The 22,516-nt window shown below is 55.4% G+C and carries 23 protein-coding genes; 9 read left to right on the top strand and 14 right to left on the bottom strand.

Annotated features, from left to right (window positions below; translation table 11 throughout):
- Nucleotides 1–213 precede the first annotated feature (213 nt).
- Both K0F88_RS11230 and K0F88_RS11235 read right to left on the bottom strand, forming a co-directional pair.
- Nucleotides 214–849 (bottom strand): hypothetical protein, encoded by a 636-nt coding sequence (locus tag K0F88_RS11230; RefSeq protein WP_219095117.1) that lies wholly within the window; start codon nt 847–849, stop codon nt 214–216.
- On the bottom strand, nt 842–1,603 hold the full coding sequence (locus K0F88_RS11235) for a hypothetical protein (RefSeq protein ID WP_219095118.1): 762 nt from the start codon (nt 1,601–1,603) through the stop codon (nt 842–844). The genes K0F88_RS11230 and K0F88_RS11235 overlap by 8 nt, the downstream gene beginning before the upstream one ends.
- Before the next feature lie 373 nt (nt 1,604–1,976).
- Here K0F88_RS11235 and K0F88_RS11240 point away from each other — a divergent pair, with 373 nt between their 5' ends.
- A complete protein-coding gene (locus tag K0F88_RS11240; RefSeq protein WP_219095119.1) occupies nt 1,977–2,699 on the top strand; it encodes a hypothetical protein in 723 nt (240 codons plus the stop codon).
- Nucleotides 2,700–3,190: 491 nt separating this feature from the next.
- On the opposite strand, the gene K0F88_RS11245 is transcribed toward K0F88_RS11240, so the two are convergent.
- The 4 genes from K0F88_RS11245 to K0F88_RS11260 all read right to left on the bottom strand — a co-directional run bounded on the left by K0F88_RS11245 (nt 3,191) and on the right by K0F88_RS11260 (nt 7,995).
- Entirely contained in the window at nt 3,191–4,204 is a 1,014-nt protein-coding gene (locus K0F88_RS11245; RefSeq protein ID WP_219095120.1) for an HNH endonuclease, read from the bottom strand.
- Nucleotides 4,201–4,575, bottom strand: a complete 375-nt coding sequence (locus K0F88_RS11250) for a nucleotide pyrophosphohydrolase (protein WP_219095121.1) — start codon at nt 4,573–4,575, stop codon at nt 4,201–4,203. Before K0F88_RS11250 ends, K0F88_RS11245 begins: the two co-directional genes overlap by 4 nt.
- Nucleotides 4,576–4,681: 106 nt before the next feature.
- On the bottom strand, nt 4,682–6,004 hold the full coding sequence (locus tag K0F88_RS11255) for a DUF2002 family protein (RefSeq protein WP_219095122.1): 1,323 nt from the start codon (nt 6,002–6,004) through the stop codon (nt 4,682–4,684).
- A gap of 575 nt (nt 6,005–6,579) precedes the next feature.
- Nucleotides 6,580–7,995, bottom strand: a complete 1,416-nt coding sequence (locus K0F88_RS11260) for an amino acid permease (protein ID WP_219095123.1) — start codon at nt 7,993–7,995, stop codon at nt 6,580–6,582.
- A gap of 929 nt (nt 7,996–8,924) precedes the next feature.
- Between K0F88_RS11260 and K0F88_RS11265 the strand changes: the two genes are divergently transcribed.
- Together K0F88_RS11265 and K0F88_RS11270 are read left to right on the top strand one after the other, a co-directional pair.
- Complete coding sequence (locus tag K0F88_RS11265; protein ID WP_010461921.1) at nt 8,925–9,062, top strand: hypothetical protein; 138 nt, start codon at nt 8,925–8,927, stop codon at nt 9,060–9,062.
- A gap of 69 nt (nt 9,063–9,131) precedes the next feature.
- Nucleotides 9,132–10,097: a leucyl aminopeptidase gene (locus K0F88_RS11270; RefSeq protein WP_219095124.1), complete on the top strand. Its 966-nt coding sequence runs from the start codon at nt 9,132–9,134 to the stop codon at nt 10,095–10,097.
- A gap of 128 nt (nt 10,098–10,225) precedes the next feature.
- On the opposite strand, the gene K0F88_RS11275 is transcribed toward K0F88_RS11270, so the two are convergent.
- From K0F88_RS11275 to K0F88_RS11310, 8 genes are all read right to left on the bottom strand, one after another.
- Nucleotides 10,226–11,029, bottom strand: a complete 804-nt coding sequence (locus K0F88_RS11275; protein WP_094467957.1) for a 2OG-Fe(II) oxygenase — start codon at nt 11,027–11,029, stop codon at nt 10,226–10,228.
- A gap of 60 nt (nt 11,030–11,089) precedes the next feature.
- Nucleotides 11,090–11,923 carry a glycosyltransferase gene (locus K0F88_RS11280; RefSeq protein WP_094467956.1) on the bottom strand — a complete coding sequence of 278 codons (834 nt, stop codon included), beginning with the start codon at nt 11,921–11,923 and terminating at the stop codon, nt 11,090–11,092.
- Between the two features lie 855 nt (nt 11,924–12,778).
- Nucleotides 12,779–14,077: a 23S rRNA pseudouridine(2605) synthase RluB gene (gene rluB, locus K0F88_RS11285; protein WP_008156114.1), complete on the bottom strand. Its 1,299-nt coding sequence runs from the start codon at nt 14,075–14,077 to the stop codon at nt 12,779–12,781.
- A 157-nt stretch (nt 14,078–14,234) separates the two neighbouring features.
- Complete coding sequence (locus tag K0F88_RS11290) at nt 14,235–14,426, bottom strand: DUF1289 domain-containing protein (RefSeq protein ID WP_219095125.1); 192 nt, start codon at nt 14,424–14,426, stop codon at nt 14,235–14,237.
- 144 nt (nt 14,427–14,570) lie between these two features.
- Nucleotides 14,571–15,569: an SMC-Scp complex subunit ScpB gene (gene scpB / locus K0F88_RS11295; protein WP_219095126.1), complete on the bottom strand. Its 999-nt coding sequence runs from the start codon at nt 15,567–15,569 to the stop codon at nt 14,571–14,573.
- Nucleotides 15,570–15,580: 11 nt separating this feature from the next.
- Nucleotides 15,581–16,402: a ScpA family protein gene (locus K0F88_RS11300; protein ID WP_010461931.1), complete on the bottom strand. Its 822-nt coding sequence runs from the start codon at nt 16,400–16,402 to the stop codon at nt 15,581–15,583.
- Nucleotides 16,403–17,032 carry an L-threonylcarbamoyladenylate synthase gene (locus K0F88_RS11305; RefSeq protein ID WP_219095127.1) on the bottom strand — a complete coding sequence of 210 codons (630 nt, stop codon included), beginning with the start codon at nt 17,030–17,032 and terminating at the stop codon, nt 16,403–16,405.
- A 13-nt stretch (nt 17,033–17,045) separates the two neighbouring features.
- Complete coding sequence (locus tag K0F88_RS11310) at nt 17,046–17,909, bottom strand: PHP domain-containing protein (RefSeq protein ID WP_219095128.1); 864 nt, start codon at nt 17,907–17,909, stop codon at nt 17,046–17,048.
- A gap of 87 nt (nt 17,910–17,996) precedes the next feature.
- Between K0F88_RS11310 and K0F88_RS11315 the strand changes: the two genes are divergently transcribed.
- The 6 genes from K0F88_RS11315 (at nt 17,997) to K0F88_RS11340 (ending at nt 22,420) form a co-directional block, all read left to right on the top strand.
- A complete protein-coding gene (locus K0F88_RS11315) occupies nt 17,997–18,593 on the top strand; it encodes a septation protein A (protein WP_219095129.1) in 597 nt (198 codons plus the stop codon).
- 1 nt (nt 18,594) lies between these two features.
- Nucleotides 18,595–18,894, top strand: coding sequence for a YciI family protein (locus K0F88_RS11320; protein ID WP_008156126.1), 300 nt, complete (start codon nt 18,595–18,597; stop codon nt 18,892–18,894).
- A gap of 109 nt (nt 18,895–19,003) precedes the next feature.
- On the top strand, nt 19,004–19,417 hold the full coding sequence (locus tag K0F88_RS11325; RefSeq protein ID WP_219095130.1) for a translation initiation factor 2: 414 nt from the start codon (nt 19,004–19,006) through the stop codon (nt 19,415–19,417).
- A gap of 7 nt (nt 19,418–19,424) precedes the next feature.
- Nucleotides 19,425–20,102 carry a response regulator transcription factor gene (locus tag K0F88_RS11330; RefSeq protein ID WP_010461945.1) on the top strand — a complete coding sequence of 226 codons (678 nt, stop codon included), beginning with the start codon at nt 19,425–19,427 and terminating at the stop codon, nt 20,100–20,102.
- Nucleotides 20,103–20,419: 317 nt separating this feature from the next.
- Nucleotides 20,420–20,878, top strand: a complete 459-nt coding sequence (locus tag K0F88_RS11335; protein WP_219095131.1) for a Spy/CpxP family protein refolding chaperone — start codon at nt 20,420–20,422, stop codon at nt 20,876–20,878.
- Between the two features lie 201 nt (nt 20,879–21,079).
- Nucleotides 21,080–22,420, top strand: coding sequence for a cell wall metabolism sensor histidine kinase WalK (locus tag K0F88_RS11340; protein ID WP_219095132.1), 1,341 nt, complete (start codon nt 21,080–21,082; stop codon nt 22,418–22,420).
- Nucleotides 22,421–22,516: the final 96 nt, after the last annotated feature.

Consider the following 22,516-nt stretch of genomic DNA (forward strand, 5'->3'; position numbering starts at 1 on the left):
CATCAGTCAGAATCCTCCATGAATGCCAATAACATTTGGCGACAACAAACTTACATCAAGGGTTGCTTAGGGTCGATTGAAGCCCCTTGCAACAGGCAGCGATCGGCCAAAAGCAGTCATACCTTTTTCGATTCATCAGGGACAGACCACGAACCTCGGCTTGGTGATTTAACAAGTGCCAAGCAAATCGTAGTTTGCCCCAAAGAAAACTACTCACTGCACCACACGATATTGTCCTGGTGAGCCTCCGGTTTCGCAGTAGCGGACAACGCTTCGGGCTGTGCCAGCGAATGCATCTATGACGCTCTCACCCAATAGAAGCGCCATTACTGGGATCACGATCTGCTCTTGGATATCTTGCATCGTATTGACCTCTGCAAGACGGAGGCTATAGACCCACTCGCTAAAGTTTTCACCAGACGCTGTCCATCTAAACAACTGACCTTCCTCTAGGGTTCGCGGTGAATCATCCAGCGGGAACCCCATCCAACACTCGTCAAAATCTACGGGCTTAGACCAGAAGCCTACGTGCAGGAGCGGTTGATTGTTATCTATAGCGGCAATGCCAGTCCCTACGAAACTAATCTGGAAGCTTAGGTACGCCCCAGTCGTTCGTTTGGGCTTTATGATTACGGGCAGAGAGTATGCAATGTCGGTGTACACCCAACTATTGCTGTCCGTCAAAGACGCTTCTACCCATGGTCCTGCTACAACGTACTTTCTGATCGAGCCGTTGTTCAGCAGGCTATTCAGTTCTTGCTTCAACAACAAAGCGAGGACCTCACACTCTGCGCCGACCTTGGAAATGAAGGAGATACACTCGGAAATAGACTTGCCGATATCAGCCATGACGGCCTCCTACTGCATTAAAGAATGTTTGTTGCGAGACGTTCACTGAGGGAAGTTCAGGTGTTTCCAGATGAGCAAAACCATCGAAGCCCCTCCAGAAAATTTCGGTTCTCTGCGGCGCTAACTCCAGCGCACCAAGGTCCTTGAAACCACAAAAAGGGCGAATTCCTAGCTTTCCGAGGCAACAGATCACCTCTTCGGACCAACGATGCAGGAGCAACTCCGAGTTCTTCAACTGATGCAAAGTATTCAACACATCGAACCAAGAGCGAAGTAGAAGGTGGCCTTTCCAAATGTCGTCTCGGCCCTTTGCTTCGATACCTGCGCTGGTCTCAGGGGCAATGAAGATGTGCAAGGCTCTTTTCTGCTCATCATGCGACAAATAGTTCTTCCATTGCTTATGGAGTTGGTCGTCACCACTCAAGGGAGCCCTCCATTTGAATTCGATCAGTAGCGACCACCTCTCCGCTCCCCACCACAACTCAACCAACATATCCGGTTCGATTCGATTTTTTCTGGGCCAGAATCTCATTTCTGCCTGTGTTACCGGCCCCTCAGGGAACGCTTCTGGCTTTCCCTTTTTCGCGAGCGCCATCCAGAATGCCCCGATCGCACTGGCAGGCAGGAAGGCCAACGGCCCCATGATTAGAGCGGTGATCTCATCTTCCTCTGAAACTCTTTTTTCACCGGGTTCTCGATGCCCCAGGTACCGCTGATATACACGAGACTTATTGTGCGTTATGGCATGCAGCACGCGTTACTCCTTGATTTTGAACTTCAGTCGGGCCCAACTGCCAAGCAGAATACAGTCTGTATCCTCCGCACTCTGCCGCTTGTGGGAGATGAAGGCGGCGCGCTGAACATAGTGCAACCATGAGGTCTGGCGTCAAGTTACTTTATGCATTTGCCGAATGCACACGCTTAATTTGTGCCTTGATTTCTTTGAGGCCCGTTGACGTACAACCAAGTGATCGCCACTGGCCGCGAATTACAACCATTTTTCCGCTGAAGAACTGGCTTCTAGTGGTCGCCGGTAAGGAGACGTGAATTGGACCTGCCGATAGACGTCGAGATATCATCTGGCTACTATGATCTCTGATCAGTGAATCGCAACGATGGAGTCGTGTGTGTCAGGAAGAGAAAATAGTGTCGCTAAGCTATTCCACCGCCAGTTAGTAAAGTCCTGCGGTAAGCAGAATCTCTATGATTTGAGTATTCCACTGTGCGGCGCAGATCGACACTTTAATGCTGATGAGATGTTTGCCGCTAATGATTGGTTTTTACTCATTGAGTTTAAATCCGGGCGCCGGAACGTTAAGGCGGAAAATACAAAACTATCAGCATGTCGATTGTGCACAAGTTTAAGACAGCATAAAGACGCGGAGCACTACCATCGGCAGTGTCATTATGTCATGTGGGGAAAAAAAATTCGCGACGCGGGATTAAAAACACATGGAGGTATATACCAGGATTTGGTATGTCGTCCAGATGTGCTTCCTGCCTGTATAGCGCTAAAGTCCGAAACAGTTAAAAGAGTAGATGATAAAGCCCAAATATTCCTAGGCGAAGAGCTTGCCAGTAAAGTTGCGCAAAAAAAAGCAGGGCTGCATGCTGCCGAATTCTCACTATACTTACAATGGTTACTAGGATTACGAGGCGGGGAAAATACCAGCCAAAAATTTCCAATTGTTTTGTTTGGGATATCAATGACAGGTCCACTGGAGAGCTATGCATTCAGTTCTCTCCACGAACTCGCAAAGTGGGCTGACTTGGGGGCGATCCCGAAAATAGAACCTGACGAAAAACCTGCTAGAGAAGGTGGAACTGAACCTTCCGGCCTGGGCTTTTGAGTACGATAGCCTTCCAGATACGGCGATCTTTCGTCCCATGTGTGAATTGGCTCAGTTTCGCAGACACATTTGCATCATTACTTTTGGCCGGTAACGACCTGATCCAAACGTCCGCCAATGTCGGTACCTACCCCCGGGCGTCTGCCTTTGGCCGACTCCTGCCTGTCATCATAGGCAGAGACCGGCCAAAAGGAGACGTCTGAGACAACGCTGCCGCCACCCGACTGGTATATACATCACTCCACTGTGGTGATCACCCAGCCACAGCTAGACGCTGTTGAACCAAGCACCTCCTGGGCGCCAGATTACGAATGTCAGGTAGGCTAATAGCTTCGCCCGGAAGACTTCTCCGTCAACTAGAACTCCACTTTGCTCGCTCTATGTCAGTTAGAAACGAAAAAGCCCTGCGGGTGATCTGAGCTTTCTAGCTCGCGCAACAGCAGCAGACGCATGCTCACTCATAAAATCATTGAAGAACGAGCTGCAAGCAACTACAAAATAGCTAACATTGGCTCAATACTGCCGCTGAATTTGTTCTTGAGTGCTTTGATATTCGGTGCCTTTTTTACGCCTTTCGGCAGGCTGATTTTTTGACCGCTATGGACCCCATAAATCGAGCCCTTAAGGTCGCTGTCGAGGTGCACTACACCTTTCTCATCGATCTTCAGCTTGCCCAAATCGTAGAGTGTATGGATGTCTGCCCTCAGTAGAACTCCGTTCGTAACATGGTTTGTGTTGTCTCCTGCATATGACTTGATGTGGGCCGCCTCTAGCACTGCTTCAACAGAGCAACCAGTCACCGCGCACTTGCCCTCATAAGCCTCCATAACTTCTTTTCTGAATTTTGGTTGCCCCCTTCGCCGCACAATCGCAGCAAAGACTTTCTTACGCTCATCGAGCACGCTGTCAGGGTCAAATGAGCCTGTCGACTCAGCTTCTTGCTCGGCGGCTAGCAATTCAATAGGAATGACCAGCTTCGGCATATCTACCCCGAAAGCTGCGGTGATGAAGCTATTCAGATCGCCAAAGTCGTCATTAATCCTGTCGATTCGATTTTTGATCTGAGTGAAACCGCGGTAGCCGTTGTAGAGATAACCAATCGCAGGTTCCGCTGTCACGTGCACCTTGATGGGTTTAGGCTCGCTCAGGATGTACATGTACTCCCAAGTATTCCCGTCAGCGTCGACGTCCCAGATACTCTTTGCCAGCTCTCGGTTATGTAGCTTGAGCAATACCGAGGAAACGTATCGGTAGTGGTTGTCGTACGCTGTGAGAACGATATCCCCTTCGCCCATGGCTTCCCATGTAGGGATGTTTTTCTCCCCTGGAACGGCCCCCCAGGCAAAGAAACCCTCGTCACTTGGCAGGAGCGATCGCACATAGCTTGCCTCATGCGGCTCAAGTGCATCATCAAGCTTCGATAGCTTTACGGGGGCCGAAATAGAGTCACTTATGTGTTTACGAGCAGCAGGAACTCCCGCCGTAAAAACGAACAATTTTGTCATTCATACTCCGTGTATTTCTTGGACTGTCCTTTGACCAGTTCGGCTGGGTACTTCTCGGCATTGTGCTTAAGTTTTTCCTCTGCAGCGCTGATCAGATCGATCCCGGTTACCGAGCAAAATCGCATAAGGTAAATGAAGATATCAGCCACCTCATGCTCCACCGCCATCTGTTTTTTTGAGGAAAGCTTCTCGAAGTGCTCCTGAGGTTCAAGCCACTGAAAAATCTCCATCAGCTCAGCGGCCTCAACCGTCAGCGCCATGGACAGATTTTTCGGGGTGTGAAATTTCTCCCAGTCTCTGGCCGCCGAGAACTCATCTACTTTCTGTTCGAGCAGACGAAGTCTGTCTGTTTGATTAGCCACTTCGCTCATGTCGATTCCGCCGAAATTTGGTATCGCAAGAATCTAACACAGCACTATGCCTACTCGAGCAATCACAGCGACTAAACCATCGTCACCGAACGTCATATCGGATCAACTACTCGCCACAATCAGTCTTGAAACACCACTCTCTATGTGCCCGGATCGCATCCATAGATAGCCCTGGAGCGCCACCCGTTGTAGCCCTGATTTTTTTACCTGCGAGAGGAGCATATTCAGAGGGTGCCAGAGACGGTTTGAGATGTAATTTGAGATCATCACAAAGATAGATCAGGCCCCTGTCCCACAGCGTATGTAGATCACTGCGTAGTAGAAGGCCGTTGCTTATGTGATTCGTTTCTTGCCCCAAATACGGGGTGATATGCGCAGCTTCCAGCACCTCCTCAACTGCGTAATTTGTGATGGCGCAGCGTCCCTCGTAGGCGGTCAGCAAGCCACTTCGAAATGCTCCCTGCCCTAGACGCTGAGCGATCTCCCTGAGCGTGCGCTTACGGTTATCTTCGACTCCATTCGGCGAGTATGCTGTCGAATCGTCGGCAGCGGGGTTTGCAGTGGTGTCATTTTCTGCCAGCGTGGTGCTCTCAAGGGTAAAAACTCCGTCCTTCCACGAGATAACCTTGGCCAGGCCTAGCATCCGATATCTTGTCACGTCAGGCTTTTTAGAAAGTTGCACCAGAACCGCAACCGGCACTCCATCGTCCATGCATTTCTTCAGGCCTTGATTGGTGAAAAGGTCAGCCGAGTTGCCGCGCGGGTTCTCCTCTTGAGCATAGGAGTAATGCCAGCTTCCGTTATCTTGATAATCGAGCTGTTGATCACTGTAGGGACTGTCCAACGTCTGTCGAATCGACAGCGCGTACATAAGCTCCTTTGGTTTGTAAATACCCTTGGCCGAAATCGTGACGGTACTGGGAGCTTGCTGGAGCTGCTCCCAAGTGAGCTCCCGCCCTGTGTGCCGTGCAAACCAGCCCAGTAACTCAGAATGGTTGATGGATCGACTTTCATGCAGAGGCGTTTCACTCGCTGATACTGAAGTCACAGGATCAGTCCGCTTAGTATCAAGCCCTGGGTACAGAACGCCCAAAAGGCCAAGCAGCGACCTTTCATCATTTAGCGTTAAAGGTAAACCGTAGTGAGTCGGCTTGCCCCCTTTGTTCAAACGCTTTGGAAAAACGTTCATGTTGCTATGGTAAACGTGCCTGGCTCCGGGAATCACACCTTGAACTTCATGGAGTTCCGAGACTCGCTCCATCCAGCCTGGGTCAATTACTAGGGCAGATTTTCCAGTGTTGTTCTCCATGTTCACAAAAAGTGGCTCACCTCCTTTATAGCGCCAGATGTGTTTTTTTACATTATCGCTGACGACGGTAAAACCTATGTGTTCAAGGAGCGCGTTGATCTGCAGGGGGGTCAATTTCATATTCGATTCGTACTTAATAGATGGTAAAAATCGCTCGCTGACATGGGGCTCCAGTTTAGATCGGCGACGAGCACCGAAACACCTCCTGGATGAATTCACAATCTACCATTGTGAATCGCCCCGCGTTTTTTAGATTCATCCGACTCACTGCTTTTGGCCGTTCTCTGCCGGTCGCAACTGGTTATTGTGCTGCCTATGATCAGGGGTATAGAACAGATACGGGATAGAAACGGGAAAAAACCAACCTTCAACCTGGAAGGTCGAACATCAAAGATTACCTGTAACCCGCAATCTAAAAGGACTTAACAGTCATTCCATAAAACCAGAATAAGTGATTGGAAATCACCAGCATGGAAAACCGTCCGTATTCAGAACGCGCAGGATACCGCGAATAGACTGAAGGAATGCTGCCCCTGTGGGAGCGTGGCTTGCCCGCGAAGAACGATGACCCGGTATGCCTGATGAACCGCGGTGCCTGAATCGCGGGCAAGCCACGCTCCCACAGGGATTTGTGTCAGTCCTCAAAACAAAAAACCCGGCACATTGGCCGGGTTTGTTGTTTCTGCGTGCTGCGCTTACTTCGCGTTTGCCGCGTGCAACGCATGCTGAGCGCTGCGTTTGTTCTTGATGCCGTAGCACACCCACATGAACGCGACCCAAACCGGAATCGCATACACGGAGATCTGGATGCCCGGGATCAACAGCATCACGCCGAGAATGAACACCACGAACGCCAGGCAGACGTAGTTCCCATACGGGTACCACAGGGCCTTGAACAACGGCGTTTGGTGGGTCTTGTTCATGTGCTGGCGGAACTTGAAGTGCGAGAAGCTGATCATCGCCCAGTTGATCACGAGGGTGGCAACCACCAGCGACATCAGCAGTTCCAGCGCGTTTTGCGGTATCAGGTAGTTCAGCAACACCGCAATCAACGTCACCGCCGCCGAAGCGAGGATCGAACGCACCGGCACGCCGCGCTTGTCGATTTTCGCCAAGGCTTTCGGCGCATCGCCCTGCTCGGCCATACCCAGCAGCATGCGGCTGTTGCAGTAAGTGCCGCTGTTGTACACCGACAGCGCCGCCGTCAGGACCACAAAGTTGAGGATGTGCGCGGCGGTGTCGCTGCCAAGCATCGAGAACACTTGCACGAACGGGCTGCCGCTGTAGGAATCACCCGACGCGTTCAGGGTCGCCAACAGGCTGTCCCACGGCGTCAGCGACAGCAGAATGACCAGCGCACCGATGTAGAAAATCAGGATCCGGTAGATCACCTGGTTGATCGCTTTCGGGATCACGGTTCTCGGCTTGTCGGCTTCTGCTGCGGTGAAACCGAGCATTTCCAGGCCGCCGAAGGAGAACATGATGATTGCCATGGCCATCACCAGGCCGCTGACGCCGTTCGGGAAGAAACCACCGTGGGCCCACAGGTTGGTCACCGAGGCTTGCGGGCCGCCATGGCCGCTGACCAGCAGGTAGCTGCCGAGCGCGATCATGCCGACAATCGCCACGACCTTGATGATTGCGAACCAGAACTCGGCCTCGCCAAAGACTTTGACGTTGGCCAGGTTGATCAGGTTGATCAGGACGAAGAAGCCGGCGGCCGAGACCCAGGTCGGAATGTGTGGCGCCCAGTAGTGGATGTATTTGCCGACCGCAGTCAGCTCCGACATGCCCACCAGGATGTACAGGATCCAGCAGTTCCAGCCCGACAGGAAGCCGGCGAACCCGCCCCAGTATTTGTGGGCGAAGTGGCTGAAGGAACCGGCCACCGGTTCTTCGACAATCATTTCGCCGAGCTGGCGCATGATCATGAACGCAATGAAGCCGCAGATGGCGTAGCCGAGGATCATCGACGGGCCGGCAGATTTCAGTACGCCGGCCGAGCCCAGGAACAGCCCGGTACCGATCGCGCCACCGAGGGCGATCAGTTGAATATGGCGATTTTTCAGGCCGCGTTTCAGCTCGCCTGAATGCGAGTTTTGTCCACTCATGAAAAGGGTCTCACGCAAGGTTTGATGATGTTCGTTAGACGTTGCTGCTCGGTTGCGATTTCAAGCAGCGCCGATCAAACCCCAGCGAAGGCAAAAGGAGTTCAGCGTTTTTACAACGGTCATGCGTCACCTGTTTGTTTTTATCTGTGACGAAATCGAACCCGACACGCTTGTGGCGCGGCGGAGTGAACAAGGCGGATAGCCTTGAGGTTTGCGCAGGTGCGCAGGAGGTCACAGTTAAAACGCGGCGCATTGTACACCTGTAACCCCCTGCTGCCAGACACCGCTGGATCAGCGCATCGTTTGCCGGGATTGCCTGTGTCCGCCCCGAGGGTCTCGGGCGGCTGCAAAAACTGGGTCAGACCTTTGCGGGTCTTCGACGGGGACGACAAACAAATCGCCCTCGGGGGAGAAGTGGAGATGAGTCACGGCGTTCATTGCGCCTCCTTCTTGTTATGCACCTGCACGACAGGCATGAAGCGCATCTCACCCTTCCAGCGCCGCTGAAACAAGCGGGCCAGAGCCTTGCAGGGTGGTAGAGCGAGGTGTTTGCGGAAGGATTTCCTTACACCCTTTCCGTGGACGTCAATTCAAGGGCTGAGAAGCGAAAATCCGTCAGCTTTTCTTTACAAGCCGTAACGCACACTTTCCAAATCAGATCAATCTGTAGGACGACTGCAAATTGACGTTAGGAAGCTTCCTAAGGAAAAGGTCGAGTTAGTTTTTTGTTTTTAATCGATAAATACGCTCCCAAAAAACAGAATAAAAAGTGCAAATAAATCTAATTTGATTATTTTATTGCAATTTAAAAAGCTCTGGACTAGGTTTTCAGCGACTTGCCGAGACGCATCGACCGGCAAGTTGGCACGTTATTCAATGACCGAAAACGCGCCGCTGCACTTACCGAAAAGTCATCTAGGAGATTCACAATGCAAGCACTTGAAAAAGACTTGGAAACTGAACTGCAACTGGACGATTGGTTTGAAGCACCAACCCATGAAGCCGCCGTTGAAATGATGCAAGCCGACGCGGTTGTTCCGTTCGGCACGGCGATGTGGCCTCTGTAAGGCACCCCGGCAGGCACGATCCGGCCGGTTGTGCCTGCCACTTTTTCTCGGTTTGTCAGGGAGGACTACATGGATAAGCAACGCGCCATTTCGCATTTCCTTTACTACCTCGAACACCACCCTGCCGTTGCCGGCATCAACCCGGCAAAGGTCTTGCTCGGCCACACCGCTGATTACGAGGCACTGACCGGCGCCATCGCCGAACAGGCCGGTGACAGCCAGCCCTTCCGTTTCAACGCCTTGCGCCTGGACATTGAGCCGACAGATAAGCTGGCCCAGGCGATTGCCGACAGCGATCTGTACATTTTCTTCTACGACTCTTCCACCCTGCCTAATCCTCGCCCCGACGGCCCGGAGTTTGTCCGTGCGCTGCAAGGTGTGATGGCCGAGAACTGGAAGAAGTCGCTGCTGTTCAAGGATTACGGCGATTACTTCTACAACACTTTCAGCGTCACTCCACAGCGCATAGCGGGGTTGAACAGCCACTTGATCCAGCGCATGTCCCATGCCACCACGTTAAGTTTCAAAGATGATCACGGCTCATGGTTTGAAACACCGATGCATAGCATCAAGAAGTGGACGGATATCAACGGCATCGGCAACTTTGATTTGGCCCCCGGTGAAATTGCCACGCACAGTGAAGCAATCAACGGCCGGGTGAAGTTCATGGGGACGTTCCTCAGCACTATTCCGTTTGCCCGCAAGTACGGGGTGCTGGATTCGCCGCTGGAGTTATGGATCGAGAACTCGACCATCCACAAGATCGCCACGGATGTGCCGGGGCTGGAACATGATTTCAACAAGTACCTGGAGGCTAATCCGTCGAACCGGCGCATTGAGGAGTTGGGGATCGGCACCAATGAAGGCGTGAAGGCGCTGTATGCCCGAAATGCCGGGTTCGAGGAGCGCCATTGCGGGCTGCATCTGGGGTTGGGTGGAGGGGCCAAGGGCAGCCATCATCTGGACCTGATCTTCTCCAGTGGCGTATTGGCACTGGATGATGAGCCGGTGTTTGATGGGCGGTTTGTGTTTTAGCAACCATTTTCCTGCAGATGCGACTGATATCTTCATGAGCGAGTCCGCCCCCACAGGGACGCCGCCGTACCTGTGGGAGCGGGCTTGCCCGCGAAGGGGTCGGCCCCCCCCCTTCCTGGCAATATTGTTTAGTTTTTCTTCTTGATCAGCTTGCTCATATAGTACTTGAGGCTTAAACGATCTTTGGGCCTTGGCTTGTAATGGGTTTTGTTTCTTTGTGCGGGATCGGCCGCCACGGTTGCTGCGGTGTAGTAATAAAGCGCTATAGACCTGCGCGTGATGTGCTGCGGAGTCGTTAAAGGCTCTGGGTGCCCATGGTTGCTGTCTTTGTCTGTGTTGAAAATGACGCAGCGGTTATAAATCGGCAGGACTTTTTTAAGACAAGTCTTCATGTCGACATCCCAAAGTTCCAGGTTGCCGCCGTATTCCTCCTGCCAGTCTTCGTTAAGATAAATAATGGCATTCAGTCTGCGTTCAATATTAAGCTTTTTGTTGAGTCTGAAGTCCGAGTGCACCCCCAGGAAACCACCCTTTTTTGTTTCATGCAGCCCGCCACCGGTAAAGTATGGGTCGGGTATCAAACCTTCGATGCCCGTCAGCTTTTCAAGAAACTGCAACATGGGTGCCGAGTTAAAGGCATTGAACACCGTCTTCAGATAGGGATCGCATTCGTTGGGACTGATTTGCCGTTTGTGCTGACCTTTATAGCCACGCTCGTAGAGCATTTCGTTGTTGGTTGGCTCGACTGGGAAGTGCGCGCAGATACTCGCAATCAGGTCTTCCGGTAAAAAATCATCGATGACGATGTGTGGAAATGGCGTGGCCTGGACATAGCAACTGGCTAGTGAGTGACCAAAAGTGCTGGCGGCGTTCTGGTCGAAATCAAGCTCCGGGGAGAGGGTGATGGGTAGTGTTTTAGTGATGGGTGTCATTACCGCTCCAATAACCTGAACATAAAGACCTATGGATGACTTTTGATAGTGTTGCCTACACTACTTGTTGCGTGCCTGCGACGTTTGACCTTTGCTATCGTCCTTGCTCAGACGCTCCAGGACGTTGTTGTACATCTTGGTGCGTCTATGAGTCGTTTCATAGCCTCCAGCGGCAGCTACAGTGCCGGACTGAATGTGATCGAGATAACTGAATATCTTACGCGGCGACAAAAGTTCAACAACATAACCAAGCTCGGTCATGCGGTCTTGGAGGGTATAGCCAGGCACACGATCATCCATCAAAAAATGCATGTCGTGCTGTTTGATCAATTTGCAGTTCCATAACGTACAGAAGCTCTTCAGGTAAACTTCCCTGTACGGCTTTGGCTCTCTGGAGCGTAGCCCAAGGGAAAGTTTCGTACGTCTGAAGTGGTGTTTGAATAGTCGTGAACTAAAGCGCCAGAGGGTTCTAGTGATACCGCGGTTTAATTGTTCTACACAACCAACGGCTATGACCTTCGGGTTCTTCATGCATTTGTTCAGCATCATCGAAAACACATTTTTATCAAAAATAAACGTATCGGTGTGCAGCAGAAATACGTAGTCGGTATCAATACGTTCCAACGCCATGTCGAGTGCTTTACCATGCGCGATATGGCCCTGTTCTGGTTCGGGAGTGGTTCGCTCGATCAGGTTGATCCAGTCAAGTGTACGCAAATACTCTGTGCTTTCATCGGCGGAATAGTTGTCAACCACCCATATCGGGACGCCGCTGTTGCCCACATGCTGATGCAATAGGTCCAAGCATATTTTGGTTATTTCGGGTGTTTTGTAGTTAACTACAACAATACTGAAAACTTTAGTTTTTTCAGCCAGAAAATCAGTGCCACCCATTGTTCACACACTCAATAATAGCTTGGAAATAGATGCTAAAAATAATCGCGCCTGTATCCAGCTGCTGTTTATTTTTTCACGCGCAAACTTTGCGTGGCCAGAAATCATCGTTTTGTTACACCGTTAACAGTCAGTGTCTAATCATCGTTGACTCAGACCTAATGGAGAGTAGTAAATGCGGTTTGCATCGTATAAGGGGCTAGTCTATAGGTAAACCTCGCTGAAATAATTCGTTACATCAAAAGACTCATTAGTCAAAGGTTCTTGAGTAGTGATGAGCTGGGTATCGGTAAGGCATTCAGCACACTCGTTTCGTCATACGGCATCCAGACACCTACAGAGCGTTCCCAATCAGGAAGGTCACACGTCGCGTAGTCGCACCAATCCGGCACTCGAGGGCGCACGCGAGTTAGTTTGTAGGGATGACCACATCACTGAATGGATCCTAGGTTACCCCCGGTGTCAGGATGTCGCCTCTCCGGTTTTTCCTAAAAAAGCATATCGGGGGCGCAAGGAGATGACGACATTGTGTTGCCTGGCAAGCCTGCGCTCGGTTTGCTTGTTCTGCAGATAGTTCAGCTGGGGCAGGACACCCCCTATCTCGGTCAAGAGGACTGGGATTTCACTCCGAAACCTTGAATCATCGACTACGACCTTTGCGTATGCATTCACTACGGGCATCAAGCAATCCTCGCCTAATCGTCCGTTCGGTATAGGTAGTAGATCTAGAGCTGTCAAATACAACAAATGTTGAATACAAAATAGCCCTCTGAGCGAGGGCTATTGGTAGTTCTTATATAACCGATTGTTCGGCAAAGAACCGAGGGTTTGCGTTTTTTATGCGGCGCTTACCGATTACTCAGGCTTGCGACGACCAAAGCCCGGACGCTGGCCCGAACCGGCCGGCGCACCACGGCGTTTGCCCGATGGCGCATCCTTGTCGACCAGAACTATGCCTGGGCGCTTCTTCGCCGGCGCCTTGGCCGGACGCTTGGTGTCGGAAGGACGGTCTGCCACTGGCGTACCGCGACCCGACTCACCACGAGACTCGCCACGACCGGCTGGAGCACCGCGATCACTGCGACCACCGCTTGGCGCACCACGGCCTTCGCCACGTTCAGTGCGACCGTTGGCCGGACGCGGCGTGCGTGGACCGCGCTCGCCGTCAGCACGCGGTGCTGCTGGTTTGCGCGCTGGACGCTCGCCTTCGATATGCGGTTCACGAGTATCACGTGGCGTAGCAGCGGTCTGGTTACCGATGGCTGGACGCAACGAACGCACGCGCTCGGTCTTGCCCATTGGACGCGACGATTTACGCTGCATGCGGTCGAGCTTGTCTTTGCTCTTGGCGTTCATCTGCGGCATGGCCACCGGGGTCAGGCCGACTTCAGCACTCAGAATGTCGACTTCGTACTGGCTCATTTCGCGCCAGCGGCCCATCGGCAGGTCGGAGTTGAGGAACACCGGACCGAAACGCACGCGCTTCAGACGGCTGACCACCAGGCCCTGGGATTCCCACAGACGACGAACTTCGCGGTTGCGACCTTCCATCACCACGCAGTGGTACCAGTGGTTGAAACCTTCGCCACCTGGCGCTTGCTTGATGTCGGTGAACTTGGCCGGGCCGTCTTCGAGGACGACGCCTGCTTTCAGACGCTCGATCATCTCGTCATCGACTTCGCCACGGACACGTACCGCGTATTCACGGTCCATTTCGTAGGACGGGTGCATCAGTCGGTTGGCCAGCTCACCGTCGGTGGTGAACATCAGCAGACCGGTGGTGTTGATGTCCAGACGACCGATGTTGATCCAGCGACCTTCTTTCGGGCGCGGCATCTTGTCGAAAACGGTCGGACGGCCTTCCGGATCAAGGCGGGTGCAGATCTCACCGTCGGGCTTGTTGTACATGATCACGCGGCGTACCGACTCGGCGGCTTCTTCGCGCTTGATCACCTTGCCATCAATGGTGATGGCGTCGTGCATGTCGACGCGCTGCCCAAGGGTGGCGTCTTTGCCATTGACCTTGATGCGGCCGTGGCTGATCCAGGCTTCTACGTCACGGCGCGAGCCGACGCCGATACGGGCGAGGACTTTCTGCAGTTTTTCGCCTGCTGGGCCGATTTCCTGGTCGTCTTTCTGGTCGTTGATACTCATCTGGGCACCTCCCGGTGTGGTCTGTTCAGGCGGCCCTGAATTGAGCGTCCTGAAGCGATGTAAAACTGGGTACTTTGGCAAAGGGATCGCCAAAGGGTCGCGAATCATACGCTCATGGAAGCGTTCGCGCATCAGAGACTAGCTGATGAATGGAGACTTACTTGCCTTTCCGCCGACCGGTGGCGCCAAGTTTGATCAAGCGCAGCGAGGCTTCAGCAAGAACAGTGCGCTTGTCGGTCTTGTCGAGTTTCTTCCAGGCCTTGATCTCGCGCTTGCTGCGACCGCAACCGAGGCAGATGTCGTCGGTGAATTTGCAGAGGCTGATGCAGGGGTCTTTGGTAGAACTCATCAATCACTCCAGACCACACATTCCCCTGTGGGAGCGGGCTTGCCCGCGATTGCGGTGGATCAGACAACAATGATGTCGACTGACACATCCTCATCGCGGGCAAGCCCGCTCCCACAGGGATCTCATTTGTTCTCAGGGTTGGGGTCAGTCGTCGAATTCGCGGCGTTCGGCTTCGATGGCTTCGGCCAGGGCGCGGGCTTCGGCTTCTTCGTCGCTCAACTCGGGCTCGGGTTTTGGTTGTTCGAGAGCGGCGACGGCAGCCAGGAGCTTTTCGCGGGCTTCGGCAACACCCAGCACGTCGTCTTCAAGCTCTTCTTCCTGCTCTTCTTCCTGCTCTTCTTCGACTGTGGCTTCAGGCTCGACCTGAAGTTCAACTTCGATCTCAGGCTCAGGCTGATCCAGCACCTCTTCGGAATCCGTCACCGCGCTGTCGCGCAGGATGTCATCGAAGTCGGTCTTGATCCCCTCCTCCATGGTGTCCAGTTCCAGCAACAGCGTATGGAAACTGGTCTCCTCCTTGGGCTCTTCCGGTTCGGCGCTGGCATCGGCCAATTCCTGCAAGCCTGCCGGCACCGGCGCATCGTCGAAATCGAGTACCGGATCAGGCTCCAGCTCACGCAACTCAGCCAGTGGTGGCAAATCGTCGAGATTTTTCAGGTTGAAGTGGTCGAGAAACGCCTTGGTGGTGGCGAACATCGCCGGTTTGCCAGGCACGTCGCGGTACCCGACGATACGGATCCACTCGCGCTCCAGCAGAGTTTTGACGATGTGACTGTTGACCGCCACGCCCCGCACGTCTTCGATCTCGCCCCGGGTGATCGGCTGGCGATAGGCAATCAAGGCGATGGTTTCGAGCATGGCGCGGGAATAACGCTGCGGGCGTTCTTCCCACAAACGCCCTACCCACGGCGAGAACTTTTCGCGGATCTGCAGGCGATACCCGGAGGCCACTTCCTTCAGCTCGAAGGCGCGGCCGTCGCAGGACTTGGCCAGAATTGTCAGGGCTTTCTTGAAGACTGGCGGCTCAGGGCGCTCGCCCTCTTCGAAGAGTTCGAACAGGCGTTCAAGCGATTGCGGTTTTCCCGAGGCCAACAGAAAGGCTTCAAGCAATGGCGCCAGCTCGCGGGGTTCAGTCAGGTTCATGATTCAACTCGTTATTCGGCTCGGGCTCGCACGTGGATCGCCGCGAACGGCTCATTCTGCACCAGCTCGACCAAAGATTCCTTGACCAGTTCGAGGATCGCCATAAAGGTCACCACCACCCCCAGACGTCCTTCTTCAGCGGTGAACAGCTCGACGAAGGGCACGAAACCGCCGCCCTTGAGCCGGTCCAGCACATCGCTCATGCGTTCGCGGGTGGACAACGCCTCGCGGCTGACCTGGTGACTTTCGAACATGTCGCCACGGCGCAGGACCTCGGCCATGGACAGCAGCAGCTCTGACAAACGCACATCCGGCAACAGCTTGCGTGCCCGGGCTTCCGGGGCATCCAGCTTGGGCACCACCACGTCACGCCCGACGCGAGTCAGGCCATCAATGCCTTCGGCCGCCGCCTTGAAGCGTTCGTATTCCTGCAAGCGACGGATCAGTTCGGCGCGCGGGTCATCTTCTTCGTCTTCGATGGTTTCGGCGCGGGGCAACAGCATCCGCGACTTGATCTCCGCCAGCATCGCGGCCATCACCAGGTACTCGGCGGCCAGTTCCAGGCGCACCGACTGCATCAGCTCGACATAGCCCATGTACTGGCGCGTGATTTCCGCCACCGGGATGTCGAGGATGTTGATGTTCTGTTTGCGGATCAGGTACAGCAGCAGGTCGAGGGGGCCTTCAAAGGCTTCGAGAAACACCTCGAGCGCATCCGGCGGAATGTACAGGTCCAGCGGCATTTCCATGACCGCCTGGCCATAGACCATGGCGAAGGGCAGTTCTTGCTGGGCACCGGCCTGACTGTCGACAACGGGCTCTACTGCAGACATCTACGCCTCGGCCATGAACGGCGTAGGGTCGCCGCAACCGACGCGGATCACTTCCGGTTCGCCGTCGGCGAGGTTGATCACGGTGGACGCCTTGATCCCGCCAAAACCGCCATCGATGATCAGGTCGACCTGATGCTCAAGCAATTGGCGCATTTCGTAAGGATCGCTCATCGGGTCGGTGTCGCCGGGCATGATCAGGGTCACGCTCATCAAGGGCTCGCCGAGTTCTTCCAGCAACGCCAGGGCAATCGGATGGCTCGGTACCCGCAGGCCGATGGTGCGTTTTTTCGGGTGCAACAACAGCCGCGGGACTTCACGGGTGGCGTTGAGAATGAAGGTGTAAGGCCCGGGCAGGTGCGCTTTGAGCAAGCGGAAGGTGCCGGTGTCGATCTTGGCGAACACCCCAAGTTGCGACAGGTCGCTGCAAATCAGCGCGAAGTTGTGCTTGTCGTCCAGCCCGCGCAGACGGCGCACGCGGTCCACGGCGTTCTTGTCGCCGATCTGGCAACCAATGGCGTAGGACGAGTCTGTGGGATAAATCACCACCCCGCCGTTGCGGATGATCTCGACAGCCTGTTTGATCAGGCGCGCTTGCGGGTTTTCCGGATGAATCTGGAAAAATTGACTCACATTCTCTACCTGTTCAGACGGCGGCAATAATTGGGTCATGTTTGAATCGACACCACAGTGGTGGCAGATCCTCCGGGAGTGGGCGGTACTCGCCGATCTCGGACCAGCCTCCAGGGCCATGAAAATCACTGCCGGCGCTGACCAGCAGACCGAACTCGCGGGCAAGAATCGCCAGGCTGCCCACTTGCTCGGCGGGCTGATGGCCATTGACCACTTCAATGGCGTGGCCCCCGGCTTGAATATAGTCAGAAATCAGGCGGCGACGCTTGCTGCGAGTGAAATCGTAGTGCCACGGATGCGCCAGGCTGACCCAGGCTTTCGCGGCTCGCAGGGTTTCGACCGTGTCTTCCAAGGTCGGCCAGTGCTGCTTGACGTCGCCCAGCTTGCCGGCACCCAGCCATTTACGGAACGCTTCAGCGCGATCCTTGACGAAACCTTCACGCACCATCCAGTCGGCGAAGTGCGGACGGGCCGGCGCATTGCCACTGTCGCCCAGTTCCTGCTGGATTGCCCGGGCACCTTCCAACGCGCCGGGCATGCCTTTCAACGCCAGCTTGCGGCTTATTTCTTCGGACCGCAGCCAGCGGCCATCGTGCAATTTGGCAATCGCCTCGACCAACGGTTCGGCATTGACATCAAATCCGTAGCCGAGCACATGAATGGTCGCGCCGCCCCAAGTGCAGGACAGTTCCACGCCATTGACCAGTTGCATCCCCAGCGCGGTGGCCGCACTGCGGGCCTCATCGAGGCCCTCGAGGGTGTCGTGATCGGTCAAGGCCAGGACTCGCACGCCTTTCTCGAACGCACGCGCCACCAGGACAGCAGGCGCGAGAGCGCCATCGGAGGCGGTGCTATGGCAGTGCAAGTCGACATTCACGGGGATGTGTTACCTCAAATCAGCTGGCGCTATCGCGCGCCCATATGTTTGTTATTATGCCGCCACATCCTGCTTCTGGCTGCCACTGTGAAACAATTCATCGATTTCATCCCGCTCCTGCTGTTTTTCATCGTTTTCAAAATTGATCCACGGGTCGTCGACATCGGTGGTCATCAACTGACTGTAGGCGGTATTTACAGCGCCACCGCGATGCTGATCATCAGCTCCCTGGTGGTTTACGGTGCGCTGTTCATCAAGCAGCGAAAGCTGGAAAAGAGCCAATGGCTGACCCTCATCGCCTGCCTGGTCTTCGGTAGCCTGACCCTGGCGTTCCACAGCGAAACCTTCCTGAAGTGGAAAGCGCCGGTGGTCAACTGGCTGTTCGCCCTGGCGTTCATTGGCAGCCACTTCATCGGTGACCAACTGCTAATCAAGCGCATCATGGGTCACGCACTGACCCTGCCAGACCTGGTCTGGACGCGTCTGAACATCGCCTGGATCGGTTTTTTCCTGTTTTGCGGTGCTGCCAACCTGTTCGTCGCGTTCACGTTCCAGAGCTACTGGGTCGACTTCAAAGTCTTCGGCAGCCTGGGCATGACGTTGCTGTTCCTGGTCGCCCAGGGCATTTACCTGTCCCGCCACCTGCACGACGCCGATACCACCACGCCAAAAACCGAGGACTGACATGCTTTACGCCATCATTGCCACAGACGTCGCCAACTCCCTGGAAGCCCGCCTGGCCGCACGGCCTGCCCACCTTGAGCGCCTGCAAGTGCTCAAGGGCGAAGGTCGTATCGTATTGGCCGGCCCGCACCCGGCAGTCGACAGCAATGATCCGGGCGCGGCGGGATTCACCGGCAGCCTGATCGTCGCCGAGTTCGATTCCCTGAGCGCCGCCCAGGCCTGGGCCGATGCGGATCCGTACATCGCCGCCGGCGTCTACGCCAACGTTTCGGTCAAGCCGTTCAAGCAAGTCCTGCCGTAAATCGCGCCCGCGCGATGAACCTTGCCGGTTCATCGCGCGCTCAACGCTCATTATTCTCGTTTGCCGGCCGACAACCTGCCCAATACTCGTATTGGAATCAGGAGTGGCGATGCGCAAAGGTCCGTTGTGTCTGATGTTGGTGACGTTGTCGATGGTGGCGCCTGCCCACGGTGAAGAAAGCGCCGAGGGCCACAGTTCGACGCCGCTGTCGCTGAGCGCCGGCAGCCAGATCACTGAGTTGCAGCAGCGCTTGAAGGCAAGTGAGCAGCAACGAGAAGAACTGAGCAAACAACTGCAAAATACCGACAGTGAACGCGAAAGCGCTCAGCTGGGCCGGTTGCGCCAAGAGAACCAGCGCCTCAAGCTGCAACTCAAGGAAGCCCAGGCCAGCAATCCGCTGCCACGTCTGCTGACTGATCAGCAGCAATGGTTCGTAATCGGTGGTGGGGTTGCGCTATTGGCCCTGCTCTGCGGTATCTTCGCCAGTGGTGCCACCAGAAAACGTCGGCAATGGCTAAATTGAGTGAGTAATGAGCGAGCTGTTATTAATTGATGATGACCAGGAGCTGTGCGAGCTCCTGAGCAGTTGGCTGAGCCAGGAAGGCTTTCAGGTCCGTGCCTGTCACGACGGCCAGAGTGCTCGCCGTGCGCTGGCCGAAACCTCCCCCGCCGCCGTGGTACTGGACGTGATGCTGCCGGACGGCAGCGGTCTGGAACTGCTCAAGCAATTGCGCAGCGACCACCCGGACCTGCCGGTGCTGATGCTGTCTGCGCGTGGCGAGCCACTGGATCGTATCCTCGGCCTGGAACTCGGCGCCGACGATTACCTGGCCAAGCCGTGCGACCCACGGGAACTGACAGCCCGTCTGCGCGCCGTACTGCGCCGCAGTCATCCGACGGCGGTGTCCAGCCAGCTCGAATTGGGCGACCTGTGCTTCAGCCCGGTGCGTGGCGTGGTCAGCATCGACGAACAGGAATTCACCCTCACCGTCTCCGAAAGCCGTCTGCTGGAAGCCCTGCTCAAGCAACCCGGCGAGCCCCTGGACAAACAGGACCTGGCGCAAATCGCCCTCGGCCGCAAGCTGACCCTGTACGACCGCAGCCTGGACATGCACGTCAGCAACCTGCGCAAAAAAATCGGCCCGCACCCCGACGGCCGCCCGCGCATCGTTGCCCTGCGTAGCCGCGGTTACTACTACAGCCTCTGAAACCCAACGCAAACCTTCGTAGCAGCTGTCGAGCCCCGGCGAGGCTGCGTTCGGCTGCGAAGCAGTCGTGTAATCAGACGATGCGTTTGTTCAGGTAAACCGCGTTCTCAGGTTTTACGACGGCTTCGCCGCCGAACGCAGCCTTGCCAGGGCTCAACAGCTGCTACAACGATAGTGTTTCGTCAGGGCATGGATTTGTAAGGTCGATGAGAAATCGTCTTTACCCAAGCTTTACGCTCCGCTGACCGCCGCTGACCTTGATCTCCGTAATCTGAACTCATCCGGAACGTACCGGGAACGAGACAAGGAGATTCACCATGCGCAAGACTCTTATCGCTCTGATGTTCGCTGCCGCCCTGCCGACCGTTGCCATGGCCATGCCTGAAGGTGCCGGCCCGATGGGTGGCCCGATGGACGGCCCGCGCCACGGCGGTCAGATGCACGGCATGCACGATAAAGGCCCGTACAGCCAGCTGGACCTGAGCCGCGAACAGCGTGAACAGATCCGCAAAATCATGGGCGAGCAGATGCACGAGCGTAAGCAAGTGGTCGAGAAGTACTTGGAGAAACTCTCGCCGGCCGACCAGAAAGCCATGAAGGACGAAATGGCCGCCAACCACAAAAAAGCCGAAGCCGATGTCCGTGGCCTGCTGAAACCGGATCAACAGAAGAAATTCGACGAGATCCAGAAGAAACAGGCTGAGCGCCGCGCCGAATGGGCTGAGTTCAAGGCGTGGAAAGCGCAACAACCGCAAAAAGCGCAAAAAGCGCAATAATGCGCTGACCCCGGACCCGACGGCTAACCCCGTCGGGTTTTTTGCCATTGTAGGAGCGAGCGGTGCGGCGATCCGACTTGCCCGCGAAATCGATTTAACATTCAACACCGCTGTTGATCATGAAATCGCTTTCGCGGGCAAGCCTCGCTCCTACAGGTCGGCTCGCTCCCACACTGGTTAATGTTTGTTTGAGGATTTTCTGTGCGCTCATTGTTCTGGCGTATCCTGGCCAGCTTCTGGCTGGCCATCGCTCTGGTTGCAGGGCTTTCCATTCTGTTGGGGCACATGCTCAACCAGGACGCGTGGATTCTCAGCCGCCACCCGGGCCTCAACACCCTGGCCGAACAGTGGACGCAAACCTACGAAGCCCAGGGCGAGGAAGCGGCCCAGGACATTCTGGAACAGCGCAAGCGCCAATATCACATCGACGTTCAGGTACTCAACGAGAGCGGCGACCCGGTGGTGCGCGGCACCTTTCCCCGGCGTGCGGCGGCTTTCGAAGCACGGCAGAACAACGACGATCGTCGCCTGCCGTGGCGACGTCTGACCGACGAATACACCAGTGCCAAGACGGGCGACACCTACCTGCTGATCTATCGCATTCCGCACCCGGAACTGGACGCCTGGCACCGCGAAAGCCTGCTCTGGCCGTTGAGTGCGCTGGGCATTGCGCTGGTGGTGCTGACCCTCTTCAGCCTGTTCGTGACCTTGTCCATCACTCGCCCGCTGAACCGCTTGCGCGGTGCGGTGCATGACCTGGGGCAAACCACCTATCAGCAGAACAGCCTGGTGAAACTGGCCAACCGGCGCGACGAATTTGGTGTATTGGCCAACGACTTCAACCGCATGGGTGCGCGCCTGCAAAGTCTGATCGGCAGCCAACGACAATTGCTGCGTGATGTGTCCCATGAACTGCGTTCGCCGCTGGCGCGACTGCGCATTGCCCTGGCACTGGCTGAACGGGCCACACCCGAAGAACGGGAAAAACTCGCGCCACGCTTGACCCGTGAATGCGATCGACTGGAAGCCTTGATCAGCGAAATCCTGGTATTGGCGCGGGTCGATGCCGACAACGCCAGCGCTGAAGAAGTGGATCTGAATGCGTTGCTCAGTACGCTGCAAAAGGATGCGCAATTGAGTTCACCGGAGCAGACCGTTCACCTGGACGTCGAACCGCAGCTGAACCTCAAGGGCTGGCCGACGATGATCGAGCGCGCCGTCGACAACCTGCTGCGCAACGCTCAGCGCTTCAACCCCTTGGGGCAGTCGATTGAAATGCAGGCGGTGCGCCAGGGCGAGCGGATTGTGGTCAGCGTCAGGGACCATGGGCCCGGTGTCGATGCCGAGCATCTGACTCAGTTGGGTGAGCCATTCTATCGGGCGCCGGGGCAGACGGCGGCCGGGCATGGCTTGGGACTGGCCATTGCGCGACGTGCGGCGGAGCGACATGGCGGGAGTCTGGTACTGGCCAATCATCCGCAAGGCGGGTTCATCGCCAGCCTGGAATTACCGCTGGTGCCCGGAGCGATGGTTCAACCGTAATCCCTGTGGGAGCGGGCTTGCCCGCGATAGCGGAATGTCAGGCACTGATACGTTGAACGTGCCACCGCCATCGCGGGCAAGCCCGCTCCCACAAGG

It is taken from the genome of Pseudomonas sp. UMAB-40 (assembly GCF_900095275.1).
GTDB lineage: Bacteria > Pseudomonadota > Gammaproteobacteria > Pseudomonadales > Pseudomonadaceae > Aquipseudomonas > Aquipseudomonas mandelii_B.